Source organism: Caballeronia fortuita (genome assembly GCF_001544835.2).
GTDB lineage: Bacteria > Pseudomonadota > Gammaproteobacteria > Burkholderiales > Burkholderiaceae > Caballeronia > Caballeronia fortuita.
Genome location: NZ_FCNX02000006.1, coordinates 134,322 through 149,858 on the forward strand (window position 1 = coordinate 134,322; position 15,537 = coordinate 149,858).

Consider the following 15,537-nt stretch of genomic DNA (forward strand, 5'->3'; position numbering starts at 1 on the left):
GTTCAGTTGCCGGCGACGTAAGCCTTCACCGCCGGCAGCCCGTCTTTTCCATCGAACGTCTTAACGCCCGCGAGCCATTTGTCGAGCACGGCGGGATTCGCCTTCAGCCATTCGCGCGCGGCCTTGTTCGCGTCGGTCTTGTTCATGATCGGCAGCATGACGTGGTTCTCGATGTCCGTCGTGAACTGCAGATTCGATACGAGTTTCGCGACATTCGGACAGCGCGTGTCGTAATCGGTCGGCGTGACGGTCAGCACTTTCGCTTCGCCATAGTTCGGCCCGAATACATCGTCGCCGCCGGCGAGATAATCGATCTTCATCTGCACGTTCATCGGATGCGGCTCCCAGCCCAGAAACACGATGGGCTTCTTCTCGCGGATCGCGCGATTCACTTCGACGAGCATGCCCGCCTCGCTCGATTCCACCAGCTTGAACTTGCCGAGGCCGTGCACGTTGTTGTCGATCATCTTCTTGATGAGCGCGTTGCCGTCGTTGCCCGGCTCGATACCGTATATCTTGCCGTCGAGCTTGTCGTAGTTCTTCGCGATGTCGTCGAAAGTCTTGATGCCTGCCTGATACGCATAGTCCGGAACGGCGAGCGTGTACTTCGCGCCCGTCAGGTTCGGCGTGGCCAGCACCTTCACTTGATTCGCTTTCCTGAACGAATCGATCATCGGGTCCATCGTCGGCGACCAGTAGCCGAGAAACACGTCGATCTGCTTGCTCTTTACGCCGGCGAATGTGATCGGCACGGACGCGATCGTCTTCGTCGGGTTATAGCCGAGTCCCTGCAGAACGGTCGATGCCAGTCCGGTGGTCGCGGCGATGTCCGTCCAGCCGACATCCGCGAAACGCACGTTCCTGCACGCGGCAGGTTCGGCGGCGTTCACTGCATAGGCGCCCGACAAACCAGATAGTAAAGCCGTCGCGATCCACACTCGTTTCATTTGATTCTCCCAGGTCTTTTTCGAAGGTATGAAGCGATCCGCGCGCGAGGCTCGCGAAAGCCCGCACGGACCGGATGAATTCATGGCGAAATGCGTCAGGCCGACAAGCGGCGTTCCACGCTGGGCGCATGTCCGAACTGCGCGCGATACGCCTTGCTGAAGTGACACGGCGAATGAAAGCCGCATACGCTCGTCACGCGCGCGATGGACGCATCGGTGTTGCGCAGCAGTTCGCGCGCGCGGCGCAATCGCAGTGTGAGGTAATAATGCGTCGGCGAGACATTGAGGAACATCTTGAACATGCGCTGCAAATGCCGCTGCGACAGATGCACGAGACGCGCGAGTTCTTCGAGCGACAAAGGCTCTTCGATGTTCGCTTCCATCAGACGCACCACTTCGACGAGTTCGGCGCGCGAGAAACCGACGCGCGCATCGACCGGAATGTGCTGATAGTCCGTCGATCCGCGTATGCGCTCGACGATGAACTGCTCCGACACCTGCGCCGCGTGCGCCTGCCCGAGCCGCATGCCGACGAGGTTGAGCATCAGGTCGAGCGGCGCGGTGCCGCCCGTGCACGTCATGCGGTCGCGATCGATCACGAAGAGCTCGTCGGCGAAGCGCACGTGCGGAAAGCGCTTGTTGACGGGCGACATGTCTTCCCAGTGCAGCGTGCATCGATAACCATCGAGCAGCTTCGCGGCAAGCAGCGCATACGGCCCGGTGCAGATGCCGCCGAGCGGAATGCCCGCTTCATGCGCGCGCTGCAGCAGTTCGATCACCGTGTCGTCGACATACTCGGCGACGTGCCAGCCCGCGCACACGATCAGCACATCCGGCATGCCGGCTTCGTCGAGCGTGACTGTCGGCTTCAAGGTAATGCCGTTGCTCGCGCGCGCAGGCTCGCCGTCCGGCGTGATGATCGACCATCGATAGTGCTGCGCGCGGCCGACATAATTGGCCATGCGCAGCACCTCGACCGCGCTCGTGAACGCGATCATCGAAAAGTTCGGCAGCGTGAGAAAGCCGAAGTGCGCGAGACTGGACAACGGTGAACCTGTAACCGCCGGGACGATCGCGTCGCGCTTCATCGCTCGTGTGCCCTGTCAGTGTCGTTCGTTTTCGTTCGTTTTCGTTCGTTTCGTTGGCTTCGTTCGCTTCGTCAGCTTTGCTGCGTCGCAGGCTCGCGGCGCACCTTCATCACGTTTTTCAGGCCCGCGAAGAGCGGCGCGCGCGCCATGCCCGGCGAACGTCCGAAGCTTTCCGTGATGCGGTCGAGAATGATCGCGAGCAACACCACCGACAAGCCGCTCTCGAAGCCGAGACCTATATCCAGACGCTGGATCGATGCGAGCACATCGTTGCCGAGACCGCCCGCGCCGACCATCGACGCGATGATGACCATCGACAGCGCCATCATGATCGTCTGGTTCACGCCGGTCATGATCGAGGGCAGCGCGTTCGGAATCTGCACCTTGTAGAGCAACTGGAACGGCGTGCAGCCGAACGCCTGGCCCGCTTCGACGATCTCGCGATTCACCTGCTTGATGCCGAGCGCGGTGAGACGCACGGCCGGCGGCATCGCGAAGATGACGGTTGCCAGAATGCCGGGCACGCGGCCGAGGCCGAACAGCATTGCGGCCGGAATCAGGTAGACAAAGGCGGGCATCGTCTGCATCAGGTCGAGCACCGGGCGCACGGCCATTTCGACGTACTTGCTCTTCGACGTCCAGATGCCGAGCGGAATGCCGAGCAGCAGACTGATGACCGTCGACGACAGCGTGAGGCCGAGCGTGATGACCATCTGATCCCAGAAGTTCGTCGCGTAGATGAGCAGCAGCGACGCGAGCACGAACACCGCGAAGCGCCAGCCCACCCGCCACAAGCCGACGCCGACGAAGATCGCCATCAGCAGCCACATCGGAATGGCCTGCAGGCCGTGCTCGACGGCCGCCGCGAACGTTTCGATCACCTTGCCGATGTTGTCGAAGGTCTTCGCGTCGTGATCGAGGAGATAGTGGACGCCGTGGTCCACCCAACTGCCAAGCGGAATGATTTCAGACATGGGAACCTCGATGGTGCGTAAGGACCTTCAGGACATTGGTCTTGTTGATCGAACCGCAATACGAGCCGTCCGCATCGACGACGGGCAGCGGCGCGGGACTGGCGACGACGCGGTTCACGACCTCGTCCAGCGCCACGTGGCGTTCGATACATTCGATATGCTGAACATTGGCGTTCTCGCGCCCGACAAAGCCGCGGATGCGGCGCTCGCCGTCGAGCACGAACGCATAGTCGGCGCTGCCATTCAGCGTCTGCGCGACGCTCGATGCATCGATCTGCATCGAATGCTTGATGACCGGCACGGCATCGGTCTGCATCAGGTCGCCGGCCGTCAGATAGCGGCTCGTGTCGATGCCTTCGAAGAAGGCTTCCACGTAGTCGTCGGCCGGATTGGTGATGATTTCCTGCGGCGTGCCGATCTGCACTACGCGGCCGCCTTCCATGATCGCGATGCGCGTGCCGATACGCATCGCTTCTTCGAGATCGTGCGACACGAACAGGATCGTGCGGCGCTGCTCGCGTTGCAGATCGAGCAGCACGTTCTGCATTTCCTTGCGCTTCAACGGATCGAGCGCAGAGAACGCCTCGTCCATGATCATCAGCGAAGGATTCACGGCGAGCGCGCGCGCAAGGCCCACGCGCTGCTGCATGCCGCCCGATAGCTGCGCGGGCAGCTTCTGTGCGAACGGCGCGAGGCCGACTTGCTCGAGCACGGTCATCGCACGCTTTTCGCGCTCCTTCTTGCCGACGCCCGCGACCTCGAGGCCGAATGCGGCGTTGGAAAGAACAGTGCGCTGCGGCATGAGCGCGAACGACTGGAACACCATGCTCATGTCCTTGCGCCGCAATGACGTGAGTTCGGAGCGCGGCACAGCGGCCACGTCGCGGCCGTCGATCAGCACCTTGCCCGCGGTCGGCTCGACCAGACGGTTGATGAGCCGGATCAGCGTGGATTTCCCCGAGCCTGACAGGCCCATGAGCACGAAAATCTCGCCTTCCTTGACGTCGAAGGAGACGTTGTGGACGCCGACGATCTGTCCGGTACGCTTGAAGACTTCTTCCTTCGTCGCGCCACCGGCCAGCATGTCGAGCGCTTGCTTGGGACTGGTGCCGAAAACCTTGCACAGTCCTTCGACTACCACCTTGGGGGAATTCATCGAATATCTCCTGGCGTGGGCGGACGTGCGTCCGCGCTGTGCATACATAGTTGCCAGAAAAAAGTCACATCAGCCGACTATTTGCGACAAACACATGTGGAAATACGACACTGGAATAAGCATGAAATTGCCGAGCCCGCGCCGGAGCCTTGCTGAGTAAGGCTTTGCGGGCAGGGAAGTGAACGATCTTGCGATTTTCCGCATGTCGCGCAGATACAAGTCGCGAGGCCGTTTTGCGATGCAGGATGCTTGCGATGAACGCGTCAGCGAACCGAAAGGAAATTGCGCGCGAGATCCGCGGGAGAAAGAAGCGTTCGGCACGCAGCCGAAGCAGTGAGAAATTGCTAGAAAAACTACAGAATCGGGTGAAACTGGCGGGGCGGGTCGTGCGGTGTGTACCGTCGCGTGTTGCTGGTCTTGTGTTTCCCGCGCCGCCGTCAGCTACGCATTACAGACGGATGCCGAAAGCCGTGCCGCGTGCCTTGCGCTGGCGCTCGGATTCACGGAAACGTGCTTGATACGAGTAGTCTTTGTCCATCGGCAGGTGAGCCGGTTCGAACATCGAAGCGAATTTTTGCAGCAGGGCGAAGAGGTAGCTCATGACTGACTCCTGTGAGTGATAGAGGGTTTTCCCTTAGCAAGAATTATAGGGTTACCCCTTATCTATTTCCAGTGCAATGCAACATTTCTTGCCAAGAATTTTGGTAGTTTTTCTACATTCTTACCGATGTTCGTCGCGATCTAAAACGGGGACGGGCCGCAAACGCCGATGCGACGGCCTTATCGCTTGTAGACGAGCGGAAATGCGACACGCCGCCGCAGCGCGGGGTGTCGCAGGAATGTGACAGCGGATTTAGCGCGCGGAAGCGCTGACGCGATGATGCGCGTCGTTTTTCGACGCGGAGACGACGGGTTGCATGACCACGCTGTCGTCGGGTGCGGAATCGGGGTCGAACAGCGACGCAAGCGTAGCCTGCTGATTGAGCATCAGTTGCTCGGTGCGATCCTGCTGCAGCTTGCTGTCGCGGCTCATGCGCAGCAGCACGGCCGTTTGCGCGATGCCGGTCGCCACCGTGAGCAGCATCACGCAGACGATGATCGTCAGCATCGTCTTCATGCGGCGCGCGTGGGCCGCCGCCGACGTGCGCTGCTCCGAGATGACCGCGTAGAGCGCGTCGACGGTGTCGGCGAAGGCGGTCGCGCGGACGCGATCGAGTTCGGGCGCGGCTTCGCTGCGGTTCATCGCGAAGGTCGATGCAGACGCGGATGCCGATGTCGGCTGCACCGCGCTCCCGGGCGTGGCGCAAGCACTAATGCCCGCCGATCGCGTCACCACTGCGGCGAGCGCGCAGGTTTTGGCCGCCGGATCGTTTTCGCCGGGCTGGGGCACGTCGACGTGCGGCAGTTCATCCTGAAATACGCCCTGCTCCGGCGCCGCCGATGCCGCGCTCTCACGCGTCGCGCGCTTCGCGACGGCGGATTCGCCATTCGATTGCACCGCCGCGAGAAACACGTCCGGCAACTCGAAACCTTCGAAAGTGCCTTGGCGGATGTCGGTGTTCATCGCCTGCAACTGCGCGCGTTCGGCGTCTTCCGCGAACAGGTCGAGCGTTTCGCCGCTGCGCGCGCCCTCGCTCAACTGCGCGAGACGCTGCGCCGAGCGTGCGGCGCGGGCGAGCTTCTTTTCGGTGTCGGCACTGGCTGGCGCCGGCTGCGGATCATGCGCTTGCGTGGTGCGCCGTCGGCGGGAAGTTGCGGCGGGTTCTCTCTTTACTGCGGAATCTGGCATAGGTTCGAAATGCGGCGGCTTACAGGGCCGGCGCACGAGGCACACCGGCGCTTCGGCGATTATTTTCGAGAGGCCGCATTGTCGCATGGCGGCGCGCGCAAACCAGCATAACGACGGCGATTTCAGGCGGCATCGTCCTCGCGGAACTCGCGCACGACGTCGAGCTGCCGCAAGCGTTCGCAGATCGCGCGATATTCCATCACCGACGCGCGCGACAGTTCCACCCGAACCTCGTCCAGATCGGGCGAATCGTCGCTTTGCTGCACGACGAATTGCTTTACGCGCACGCTGCCGGGTCCGAGCGCCTCGTGCAGCGCATGAAAACTGAGGCCGCCGCGCTCGACGAGCATCGTCAGCTGACGCCGCTGCTTCACGGCGATAAAGCGGCGTTCGAGCGGCTTGATGCCCGCCAGAATGACGAGGATGATCGCCGTCGCCGCGATCGATGCCGTATAGAGCCCGCCGCCGACCGCCAGCCCGATCGCCGCGACCGACCACAGGCTCGCGGCCGTCGTCAGTCCGCGCACGATCTCGCCGCGCAGCAGGATCGAGCCCGCGCCGAGAAAGCCGATGCCCGACACGACCTGCGCCGCGACCCGCGACGGATCGAGCACGACGTGTTCGTTTTTCAGCGCATCGGCGAAACCGTACGCCGACACGATCATGATGAGCGCCGAGCCGACGCACACCAGCATGTGCGTGCGCAGCCCCGCCGCCCACGACAGCCGCTCGCGCTCGAAGCCGATCACGCTGCCGAGCGCCGCGGCCATGACGAGCCGCGACACGATTTCGATGTTTGCCAGCATGTCGTTGCCTTCCTCCCGGTGAGATGCCCGCGCGAGCGCCGCGCGACGGGCCGCTTTTGCTATCCTTTCCCGCTGCGTATGCCGCTCACGGCGGGCGCGTCCCTTCGTAAAAAAATGAGTCTCCGTATGCAGGATAAGGAACAATCACACGCGTCGCCGGCGATGCAAGCGGCGAACCCGGAATCCGCCGCGCAACTGCGCGCGCATTACGCGAACATCGTGCTGCCCATCTGGCGCGGGCCGGGGTTCAATGCGGCGCTCGGGCTGGCGCACGAGGCCGTCGCGCCGGGCGATCACGCGCCGCTGCCGCCGAAGCGTTATCGCGCGATGGCCTGCGCGCGCCAGCTTTTCGTGTTCTCGGAAGCGGGCGATCTCGCGCACGCCGCGGTGCTCTTCGATTCGCTACGGCACTATTTTCAGGACAAGCGAAACGGCGGTTGGTTCTATAGCGTCGATGCAAGCGGCGCGCCGCTCGAACGCCAGAAGGATCTCTACACGCATGCGTTCATCGTTTTCGCGTGCGCGCATTACGCGAAGAAAAGCGGCTCGGCCGATGCCTTCGCGCTGCTCGATGAAACGTCGCGGCTCGTCGAAGCGCGCTTCTCGAGCGGCGGCGATCTGCTGAACGCCGCGCTCGCCGAGGATTTCGGCGCGACGATCGAAACGCCGCTGCAAAATCCGCTGATGCATCTCGCCGAAGCGTGGCTCGCCGCGCGCGAGGCCACCGGTGACGCCGCCTACGACAAGCGTCTCGCGCAACTGGCGAAGTCCGTCGCGGATGCGTTCGTGCATGCGCCGAGCGGATCGATCGCCGAATTGCCGATGGGCACGGCGGGCAACCGGCTGGAGCCGGGCCATCAGTTCGAGTGGTATTTTCTGGCGCTGGGAAGCGGTCATGCCGCGTTCGAGGCGGCTGGACTCAACGACGGCCTCGCGCGCGCGTTCGACTTCGCGCAGCAACACGGCGTGGACGCGGAAACGGGCGGCGTGGCTGCCGCCATCGACGAAGCGGGGAATGTGATCGACGGCACTCAGCGCATCTGGGCGCAGACCGAATATCTGCGCGCGCTGGCGACACGCGGCGATGCCGTCGGGGCGCAGATCGAGCGTTTTCGCACGCGTTTCCTGCATGAAACCGGCTGGGTGGAATGCCGCTCGGCGGCGGGCGACATCACCCGCGCCGAGATGCCGTCGACGACGCCGTATCACCTCGCGACGTCGTACGCGGCGCTGCCTCTCTAAGCGAACTCAGGCGAGCTGAAATACGGAAACAGCCGCCTTCAGTTGCCGCGTCTGTTCGTGCAGCGAGGACGCGGCCGCCGCTGCCTGCTCGACGAGCGCCGCGTTCTGCTGCGTCATCTCGTCCATTTGCGTGACGGCCTGATTCACCTGCTCGATACCCACGCTCTGCTCGAGCGACGACGCGCTGATCTCTGCCATCATCTGCGTCACGCGTGAAATGGAGGCCGACACTTCGCGCATCGCGGCGCCCGCGCGCTCGACGAGCACCGAGCCGTCGCTCACCTGCGCGACCGATTCGCCGATCAGCTCCTTGATTTCCTTCGCCGATTGCGCCGAGCGCTGCGCAAGCCCGCGCACTTCGCCCGCGACGACCGCGAATCCGCGGCCCTGCTCGCCCGCGCGCGCCGCCTCGACGGCCGCGTTAAGCGCGAGAATGTTGGTCTGGAACGCAATGCCGTCGATGACCGAGATGATCTCCGCGATCTTGTCCGAACTCGACGCAATGCCGCGCATCTTCTCGACGACATCGTCAACGACGCCCGATCCGCGCGACGTCGCGTCGAGCGCGACGCCCGCCAGCGTGTTCGCCTCGCGTGCGTGCTCGGCGTTCTGGCGCACGGTCGCGGTCAGTTCTTCCATGCTCGATGCCGTCTCTTCGAGCGATGCCGCCTGATTCTCCGTGCGCGCGGACAGATCGGCGTTGCCGCTCGCGATTTCATCGGCGCCGAGGTTGATCGAATCCGACGTTGCGCGCACCGTTTTCACCGTGCTCGCGACGCTCGCCTGCATCGTCGCGAGACCCGCGAACAGGCGGCCGATTTCATTCGTGCCGCGATCTTCGATGCGAGCGTCGAGATGCCCGTTCGCGATGCGCTCGAAATGGCGCCCCGCTTCCTCCAGCGGCTGGATCACGGCGCGGCGCAGCGCGACGTGCACGAGCGCGATGCCCGCGACGAGCGTCACCAGAATCACGATGCCCACCGCGCGGAACCACGCGTATCGCGTGTCGATCGACGAGAGATAGCCGCGGCCCGCTTCATCGCCGAAATCGACGAACTTCTGCTGTTCCGCGAGATAGCGGTCCTGGAAGCCTTGCGTCGGCTGGTCGAGGAACGCCTGGAGATTGCCCGCGTCGAGATACTGCACGAGCTCGCTCAGCGCCTTCGCATATTCGGCGTACTTCGTCTGCAATGCCGTCATGCGCGCCGTGTTTTCCTCGCCGGTCTTGGGCGCGTTGAGGAACGCCGTGAACGACTTGTCGGCGGCCGCGATCTGCTCGCGCGCGTGCTGGACGATTTCCGTCGGCTCCGTGCCGCCGCGCACCATGCGCGTGCCCGCGCGCGACAGGTTGATACGCGCATCCATCAGATGCTGAGTGGTCTTGTTGACTGCGTTGACCTGCTTCAACGCGATATCGGACAGACTGCCGACATCGTCATGCGTGCGCGAGAGGGACCAGAAACCGAGTCCTTCGGTCACCAGCTGAAAAAGACAGAACACCACGAGAACTGCGAGCAAACCCGATGAAACCTTGATCTTTCCGAACATCACTTGCACCCACGCTATCCGAATTGAGGCCCGCGTTTGCGGGGACAGTGCGGGTTTACGGCATTCGGATCACAAAGCTTGAATCGTTTGCTGCAACGGTGTGTCTATGCGAATGCAAGGAGCACGTGGCCTGACGAAAACGTCGTCGAAGCGCGCGCATGCCGCCCGAAATGCAACGTTGCACAATTTTTGCGTCCCGTCCTTGCAGTGCGCGCGATCGCTTCCTATTGTCTTTGCAGGACGGCACCGAACCCACCCAAGGAGTGTCCGAATGGCCGAAATAGTCGATATCGCGCGCGGTGCGCTGAATGCGCAACCGTTCAGCGCCTTGCTCGGAACGAAACTGATGCAGGTCGATGCAGCAAGTCTCACGCTCTGCCTGCCGATCAGGGATGAACTGAGGCAACAACACGGCTTCGTGCACGGCGGGGTGGTGAGTTATCTCGTCGATAACGCGCTGACTTTCGCGGGCGCGCTCAGGCTCGGGCCGAAGGTCGTCACCGGGGAGTACAAGATCAATTATCTGCGCCCGGCCGTGTCGGGCACGCTGATGGCGCGTGCGCGCGTCGTACATGCGGGCATGACGCAGGCAACCTGCCAGTGCGACGTCTTCGTCACCGATGGCGGCGCCGAGCGGCTCGTCGCGGTCGCGCAGGGCACGATCACGCGTATCGGCGAAGGCGTCGCTGCCGAGCCGGTCTACCACGCATAAATCTTTCTCAACCGTCCTTTGAAAAAACCTCGCCGTGCGGCGAGGTTTTTTTTTGCTTCACTGCGCCGAGACGGTCTTCTGCGTCTGCTCGCCAAGACCCTGAATGCCGAGCTTCATCGTCTGGCCGGCCTTCAGAAACACCGGGTTCGGCTTCACGCCCATGCCGACGCCCGGCGGCGTGCCCGTCGAGATGACATCGCCCGGCTGCAGGCTCATCACCTTCGACAGATACGCGACGAGTTGCGCGACCGTGAAGACCATCGTCTTCGTGTTGCCGTTCTGATAGCGCTTGCCGTCGACTTCGAGCCACAGGTCGAGCTTCTGCGGATCGGCGACTTCGTCCTTCGTGACGAGCCACGGACCGATCGGGCCGAACGTGTCGAAGCCCTTGCCCTTGTCCCATTGCGTGCCGTGTTCGAGCTGCCATTCGCGCTCGGAAACGTCGTTGATGACGCAATAGCCCGCGACATAGTCGAGCGCGTTGGCTTCATCGACGTACTTCGCTTCCTTGCCGATGACCACGCCCAGTTCCACTTCCCAGTCGGTTTTCACCGAGTTGCGCGGAATTTCGACGTCGTCGTTCGGGCCGCAGATCGCGCTCGTCCACTTGTTGAAGATGACCGGCTCGGCCGGCACGGGGAGATTCGATTCCGCGGCGTGATCCGCGTAGTTGAGGCCGATGCACACGAACTTGCCGATGCGCCCCACGCACGGCCCGATGCGCGGATTGCCGTCGACGACCGGCAGCGACGACGGATCGGCCGCGCGCAGCTTGGCCAGGCCCGCTTCGGTCAGCGTCGCGCCCGCGATGTCATCGACGACTTTCGACAGGTCGCGAATCCGGCCCTCGGCGTCCAGCAGACCCGGTTTTTCCTGACCCTTGGGGCCGTAACGAAGCAGCTTCATCTGATGTGATCCTCCTGGTTCCGAAAAAACGTGAGCGGTCGGTCAGTTCGACCAGCCGCCGTCGATGATATGAATCTGTCCCGTCGTGAACGACGATTCGTCCGAGCCGAGATAGAGCGCGAGCGCGGCGATCTCTTCGGCGCGGCCGACGCGCCCCATCGGTTGACGCGCGACGAACGCGGCCTGCACCTGATCGACGCTCGCGCCCTGCGCCTTCGCCTGCTCCGCGATGCGGTCTTTCAGCGACGGCGATTCCACCGTGCCCGGACAGATCGCATTGCAGCGCACGCCGCGCGTGACGAAATCGGCGGCGACGGACTTCGTCAGCCCGATGACGGCCGCCTTCGACGCGCCGTACACGAAGCGGTTCGGCACGCCCTTCACGCTCGACGCCGCCGACGACATGTTGATGATCGAGCCGCCGCCCTTTTCCAGCATCTTCGGGAGGAAAGCGCGAATCGTACGATACATCGCCTTCGCGTTCAGATCGAAGGCGAAGTCCCAGTCGTCCTCGCTCGCCTCCAGAATCGAGCCGGCGTGCACATAGCCCGCGCAGTTGAAGAGCACGTCGATCGCGCCGATCTCGCCGGCCAGCGCATTGATCGCCTGCGCGTCGCGCACGTCGAGCTTGCGCACTTCGAACGGCTTGCCTTCGAGCGATTCGGTGCGGATGTCCGTGGCGATCACGCGCGCGCCCTCTGCCGCGAAGAGTTCGGCCGTCGCGAGCCCGATGCCTTGTCCCGCCGCCGTGATCAGCGCGGTCTTGCCTGCCAGTCTTTGTACCATCTACTGCTCCAGTCGGAAGTGTTTTTGAGACATGCCCGGTATATCAGCCGTTTCAGAGGCGATAGAACGCGCGGGCGTTTGCGCCGAAAATCGCGTCCTGCTCCGCGTTTTCGAGATGTGACGTGAGGTTGCGGGCCGCGCCGTGCCACGCCGCGTAATCGCCGTTCATGTTGAGCACGGGCCAGTCGCTCCCCCACATGAGGCGCGCCGCGCCGAAATGTTCGAGAAGATGCGCGACGTAGGGTTTCAAGGTTTCTTCGGTCCAGTTTTTCCGGGCTTCCGTGGCCAGTCCCGACAGTTTGCAATGCAGCTTTTGCGGCAGCTTCGCCAGTTGCGCGATGCCATCGGCCCACGGCTGCCAGCCCGCATCGATGCCATCGCGGATCGGCGGTTTCGCGCCATGATCGACGACGACGCGCAAATTCGGATAACGCTCGACGAATTCGATCAGCGACGGCACATGCCGCGCGAAGATCAACGCGTCGAAGGCGAGATCGAGGTCGATCAGGCGTTCGATCGCGTCCTCGCGCGGCGCGTGGGCGATCCATGTATCGTCGGGCAGGTCCTGCAGCATCGGGCGCACAGCCTTGAACTTAGGCTCGCGCGCGAGTTCGTCGAGGATCGATGCGGCATCCAGCGAATCGAGCGGCACCCAGCCGACGACGCCCGCGATCGAATCGTCGCCGCGCGCGAGATCGAGCAGATAGCGCGTTTCCTCGACCGTCGGCGCGGCCTGCACGACGACCGTTCTCTGCACGCCGGCTGCTGTGCGGAGCGGCGCGAGATCGCCGGGACCGAACGCCCGATACAGCGGCGGCATGTCCGGCGTGAGCCATCCGTAGTCGCCGCGCGCGGGGTCCCAATAATGCTGATGCGCGTCGATGTTCACGTTCGATGTCATCGCGGCACCGGCGCGTTCGCGTGCAGCAAACCTTCCGCGCGCAACGCGTCCCATAGCACGGACGGAACGGGAGTGGCGAACGAAGCCGCGTTCTCGCGCACTTCGTCCGGCGTGCGCGCGCCCATCAGCACCGTGGCCACGACTTTATGCGCATAAGGAAACTGGATGGCCGCCGTCGACAGCGCCACGCCATGCGCGCGACACACGCGCTCCAATTTGCCGACGCGCTCGACAATCTCCTTCGGCGCATCGCCGTAATTGAACTTGAGATCGCCGTGCGCGTTGGCATCGAGGCCGCGCGCGAGAATGCCCGAGTTGAACGCGCCGCCGAGCAGTATGCTCACGCCGCGCTTCTCGCATTCGGGCAGCAAATCGTCGAGCGTGTTTTGTTCGAGCAACGTGTAGCGGCCGGCGAGCAGCGCGCAATCGATGTCGAATTCGGCCATCGCTTCCATTACCGCGGCACCTTCGTTCACGCCGAGGCCGACCGCCTTCACGCCGCGCGACCGCTTCAGTTCTTCGAGCGCGCGGAAGCCGCCTTCGCCGGTCAGTTGCTTCCAGTAATGCGCGTTCTTTTCGCCGTGCGTGACGCGGCCGATGTCGTGAATCAGCACGATATCGATATCGATCATGCCGAGCCGCATCTGGCTGTCTTCGAACGAACGCAGGATGCCGTCGTAGGTGTAGTCGTAGATTGCCTGGAACGGCAGCGGCGCGGCCCAGCCTTCGCTGCCGTCGTCGGGCGTCGTGCGCGGCACGAAGCGCCGGCCGACTTTCGTCGACAGCACGAACTCGCCGCGCGGATAGCGCCGCAACGCTTCGCCCAGCCGATGCTCCGCTTTCGTGTGGCCATAGTGCGGCGCGGTATCGAAGAAACGGATGCCGGATTGCCACGCGGCATCGACGGTCGCGCGCGCCTCGTCTTCCGTCAGTTCGTGGTACAGGCCGCCGAGCGGCGCCGTGCCGAGCGACAGCGCGGTCACTTCCAGCGACGTGCGGCCGATTTTGCGTCGGCGTGAAACGGCTGCTTGCGCTTCTGCGTTCATCTGCAAACCTCGATTGATTCAGAGATGGAGAAACTCAAGCCGCCACAGTAACGCGTCGCGCGGCGGCCGGCAAACACGCGGGGCCGGTCGGCTCGAATGTCTTGTAAGTCAAAATGAATTCCTGATGCCCGAGCGCCTCCGATTTCGACGCCGCGCCCGCCGCCACCGCCACGGTCACATCGACGATCTCGCGGCCCACTTCGTCGAGCGTCGCGCGGCCTTCGAGGATACGGCCCGCGTCGACGTCCATGTCGCCGGCGAGATTGCGATACGTCGAAGGATTCGCGCAGACCTTGATGACGGGCGATATCGCCGATCCGACCACCGAGCCGCGCCCGGTCGTGAAGAGAATCACGTGACAGCCGCACGCGATCAGTTCGCCGATTTCCGCGTTGTCGCTGATATTGGGAAAGCCGAAGCGCGGCTCGCCGTCCGGCACGACATCAAGCAGATAGAGACCGCCGGTCGGCGGCACGTCGCCCGGTTTGATGATGCCGACGATCGGCGACGCACCGCTCTTCGAATACGCGCCGAGCGACTTTTCTTCCTGCGTCGTCAGCCCGCCGTCCGCGTTGCCGACGGAGAACGAGCCGTGGCCCATCGTCGTGTAATAACGCGCGGCCTTCTGTACGCATTCGACGATCGCGTCGCCGAGTTCCGGCCGCGCCGCGCGCCGTTGCATATGGAATTCGCAGCCAACGAGCTCGCCCGTTTCCTCGAAGATGCAGGCCGCCCCTTCATCGATGAACGCATCGAACGCGCGGCCCACCGCCGGATTCGCCGTGATGCCGCTCGTGCCGTCCGAGCCGCCGCAAATCGTGCCGACGACGAGTTCGTCGAGCGCCATCGGCACCTTTTGTTGCGCGGCGAGCGTCGCGCGCGCCTCGCGCACCCAGTCGAGACCGTTCTGGATCGTGCTGCGCGTGCCGCCTTTTTCCTGAATCGTCAGCACGGCGGCGGGACGGCCGCTCGCGCGCACGACATCGGCGAGATAGTGCTTGTTCATGCTCTCGCAGCCGAGCGACACGAACAGCACCGCGCCGACGTTCGGATGCGTGCAGATGCGCTCCAGCATCTTTTCGGCGTAGCTGTTCGGATAGCAGCCCGGAAAACCGATCAGATGCACGGGCGGTTCGAGTTGCGGATCGAAGGCATCGAAATCATCGAACGATGGCCGGAAGCGTGTCACGATCTCGCGCGCGACGTGATGCGCGCATTCGACGAGATACGCCACCGCGACGATATTGCGGATGCCCTTGCGGCCGTCCGCGCGAGGATAGCCCTGCAGTGCAGAAGTGTTCATGGAAGTGTTCAGTGCTGCACGTAGGCGTGTCCGGCGTCGTGCGTGTAAGTGGGTATGTAGTCGCTTTCCAGATTGTGCGTATGCAGATGTTCGCCGCGCGCGACATCGGCAATCACGTGGCCGATGATCGCGCCGTATCGCAGCACTTTTTCATCCTTCGACAACGCACGCCGCGCGATCTTGTGCGCCAGTTCGATGGTCGTCGCGAGCGTGACGGACGCGCCTTCGATCATCAGCGTGTCGCCCGCCGGCAAACGCGCGGCGGCGATCAGGCAGTTGTCTTCCGGGCTCAGCAGAATGAGGCGCGGGTCGGTTTCGTGTTGCATCTCTATC

The 15,537-nt window shown here is 63.4% G+C and carries 16 protein-coding genes; 2 read left to right on the forward strand and 14 right to left on the reverse strand.

Annotation, left to right across the window (positions count from 1 at the left end):
• Positions 1-2: 2 nt before the first annotated feature.
• The 7 genes from AWB77_RS13350 to AWB77_RS13375 all read right to left on the reverse strand — a co-directional run bounded on the left by AWB77_RS13350 (position 3) and on the right by AWB77_RS13375 (position 6,760).
• Entirely contained in the window at positions 3-947 is a 945-nt protein-coding gene (locus AWB77_RS13350; RefSeq protein WP_061134923.1) for a choline ABC transporter substrate-binding protein, read from the reverse strand.
• Positions 948-1,042: 95 nt separating this feature from the next.
• The gene (locus tag AWB77_RS13355) at positions 1,043-2,035 is read right to left on the reverse strand and encodes a GlxA family transcriptional regulator (RefSeq protein WP_061134924.1); all 993 of its coding nucleotides are present in this window, start codon (positions 2,033-2,035) and stop codon (positions 1,043-1,045) included.
• Between the two features lie 71 nt (positions 2,036-2,106).
• On the reverse strand, positions 2,107-3,009 hold the full coding sequence (gene choW / locus AWB77_RS13360; RefSeq protein ID WP_061134925.1) for a choline ABC transporter permease subunit: 903 nt from the start codon (positions 3,007-3,009) through the stop codon (positions 2,107-2,109).
• Positions 3,002-4,165, reverse strand: coding sequence for a quaternary amine ABC transporter ATP-binding protein (locus tag AWB77_RS13365; RefSeq protein ID WP_061134926.1), 1,164 nt, complete (start codon positions 4,163-4,165; stop codon positions 3,002-3,004). The genes choW and AWB77_RS13365 overlap by 8 nt, the downstream gene beginning before the upstream one ends.
• Before the next feature lie 448 nt (positions 4,166-4,613).
• Complete coding sequence (locus AWB77_RS36315) at positions 4,614-4,766, reverse strand: hypothetical protein (RefSeq protein ID WP_167354139.1); 153 nt, start codon at positions 4,764-4,766, stop codon at positions 4,614-4,616.
• 252 nt (positions 4,767-5,018) lie between these two features.
• Complete coding sequence (locus AWB77_RS13370) at positions 5,019-5,954, reverse strand: hypothetical protein (RefSeq protein ID WP_244158540.1); 936 nt, start codon at positions 5,952-5,954, stop codon at positions 5,019-5,021.
• A 122-nt stretch (positions 5,955-6,076) separates the two neighbouring features.
• A complete protein-coding gene (locus tag AWB77_RS13375) occupies positions 6,077-6,760 on the reverse strand; it encodes an MgtC/SapB family protein (RefSeq protein WP_061134927.1) in 684 nt (227 codons plus the stop codon).
• 126 nt (positions 6,761-6,886) lie between these two features.
• Between AWB77_RS13375 and AWB77_RS13380 the strand changes: the two genes are divergently transcribed.
• Positions 6,887-8,002: an AGE family epimerase/isomerase gene (locus AWB77_RS13380; RefSeq protein WP_082852655.1), complete on the forward strand. Its 1,116-nt coding sequence runs from the start codon at positions 6,887-6,889 to the stop codon at positions 8,000-8,002.
• Between the two features lie 6 nt (positions 8,003-8,008).
• Here the strand turns inward: AWB77_RS13380 and AWB77_RS13385 are convergent, their stop codons facing one another.
• Positions 8,009-9,550, reverse strand: a complete 1,542-nt coding sequence (locus tag AWB77_RS13385; RefSeq protein ID WP_061134928.1) for a methyl-accepting chemotaxis protein — start codon at positions 9,548-9,550, stop codon at positions 8,009-8,011.
• Between the two features lie 271 nt (positions 9,551-9,821).
• Here AWB77_RS13385 and AWB77_RS13390 point away from each other — a divergent pair, with 271 nt between their 5' ends.
• Complete coding sequence (locus AWB77_RS13390) at positions 9,822-10,262, forward strand: PaaI family thioesterase (RefSeq protein ID WP_061134929.1); 441 nt, start codon at positions 9,822-9,824, stop codon at positions 10,260-10,262.
• 57 nt (positions 10,263-10,319) lie between these two features.
• On the opposite strand, the gene AWB77_RS13395 is transcribed toward AWB77_RS13390, so the two are convergent.
• Genes AWB77_RS13395 through AWB77_RS13420 form a run of 6 tightly spaced genes read right to left on the reverse strand, consistent with a single transcriptional unit; the run spans position 10,320 to position 15,530 of the window.
• Complete coding sequence (locus tag AWB77_RS13395) at positions 10,320-11,168, reverse strand: ureidoglycolate lyase (protein WP_061134930.1); 849 nt, start codon at positions 11,166-11,168, stop codon at positions 10,320-10,322.
• Positions 11,169-11,210: 42 nt separating this feature from the next.
• A complete protein-coding gene (locus tag AWB77_RS13400; protein WP_061134931.1) occupies positions 11,211-11,954 on the reverse strand; it encodes an SDR family oxidoreductase in 744 nt (247 codons plus the stop codon).
• 52 nt (positions 11,955-12,006) lie between these two features.
• On the reverse strand, positions 12,007-12,855 hold the full coding sequence (locus AWB77_RS13405; protein WP_208601517.1) for an amidohydrolase family protein: 849 nt from the start codon (positions 12,853-12,855) through the stop codon (positions 12,007-12,009).
• Positions 12,852-13,901 carry an aldo/keto reductase gene (locus AWB77_RS13410; RefSeq protein ID WP_061134932.1) on the reverse strand — a complete coding sequence of 350 codons (1,050 nt, stop codon included), beginning with the start codon at positions 13,899-13,901 and terminating at the stop codon, positions 12,852-12,854. The genes AWB77_RS13405 and AWB77_RS13410 overlap by 4 nt, the downstream gene beginning before the upstream one ends.
• A 34-nt stretch (positions 13,902-13,935) precedes the next feature.
• Positions 13,936-15,204 carry a UxaA family hydrolase gene (locus AWB77_RS13415; protein ID WP_061134933.1) on the reverse strand — a complete coding sequence of 423 codons (1,269 nt, stop codon included), beginning with the start codon at positions 15,202-15,204 and terminating at the stop codon, positions 13,936-13,938.
• Between the two features lie 8 nt (positions 15,205-15,212).
• Positions 15,213-15,530 (reverse strand): UxaA family hydrolase, encoded by a 318-nt coding sequence (locus AWB77_RS13420; RefSeq protein ID WP_061134934.1) that lies wholly within the window; start codon positions 15,528-15,530, stop codon positions 15,213-15,215.
• Between the last annotated feature and the right edge of the window lie 7 nt (positions 15,531-15,537).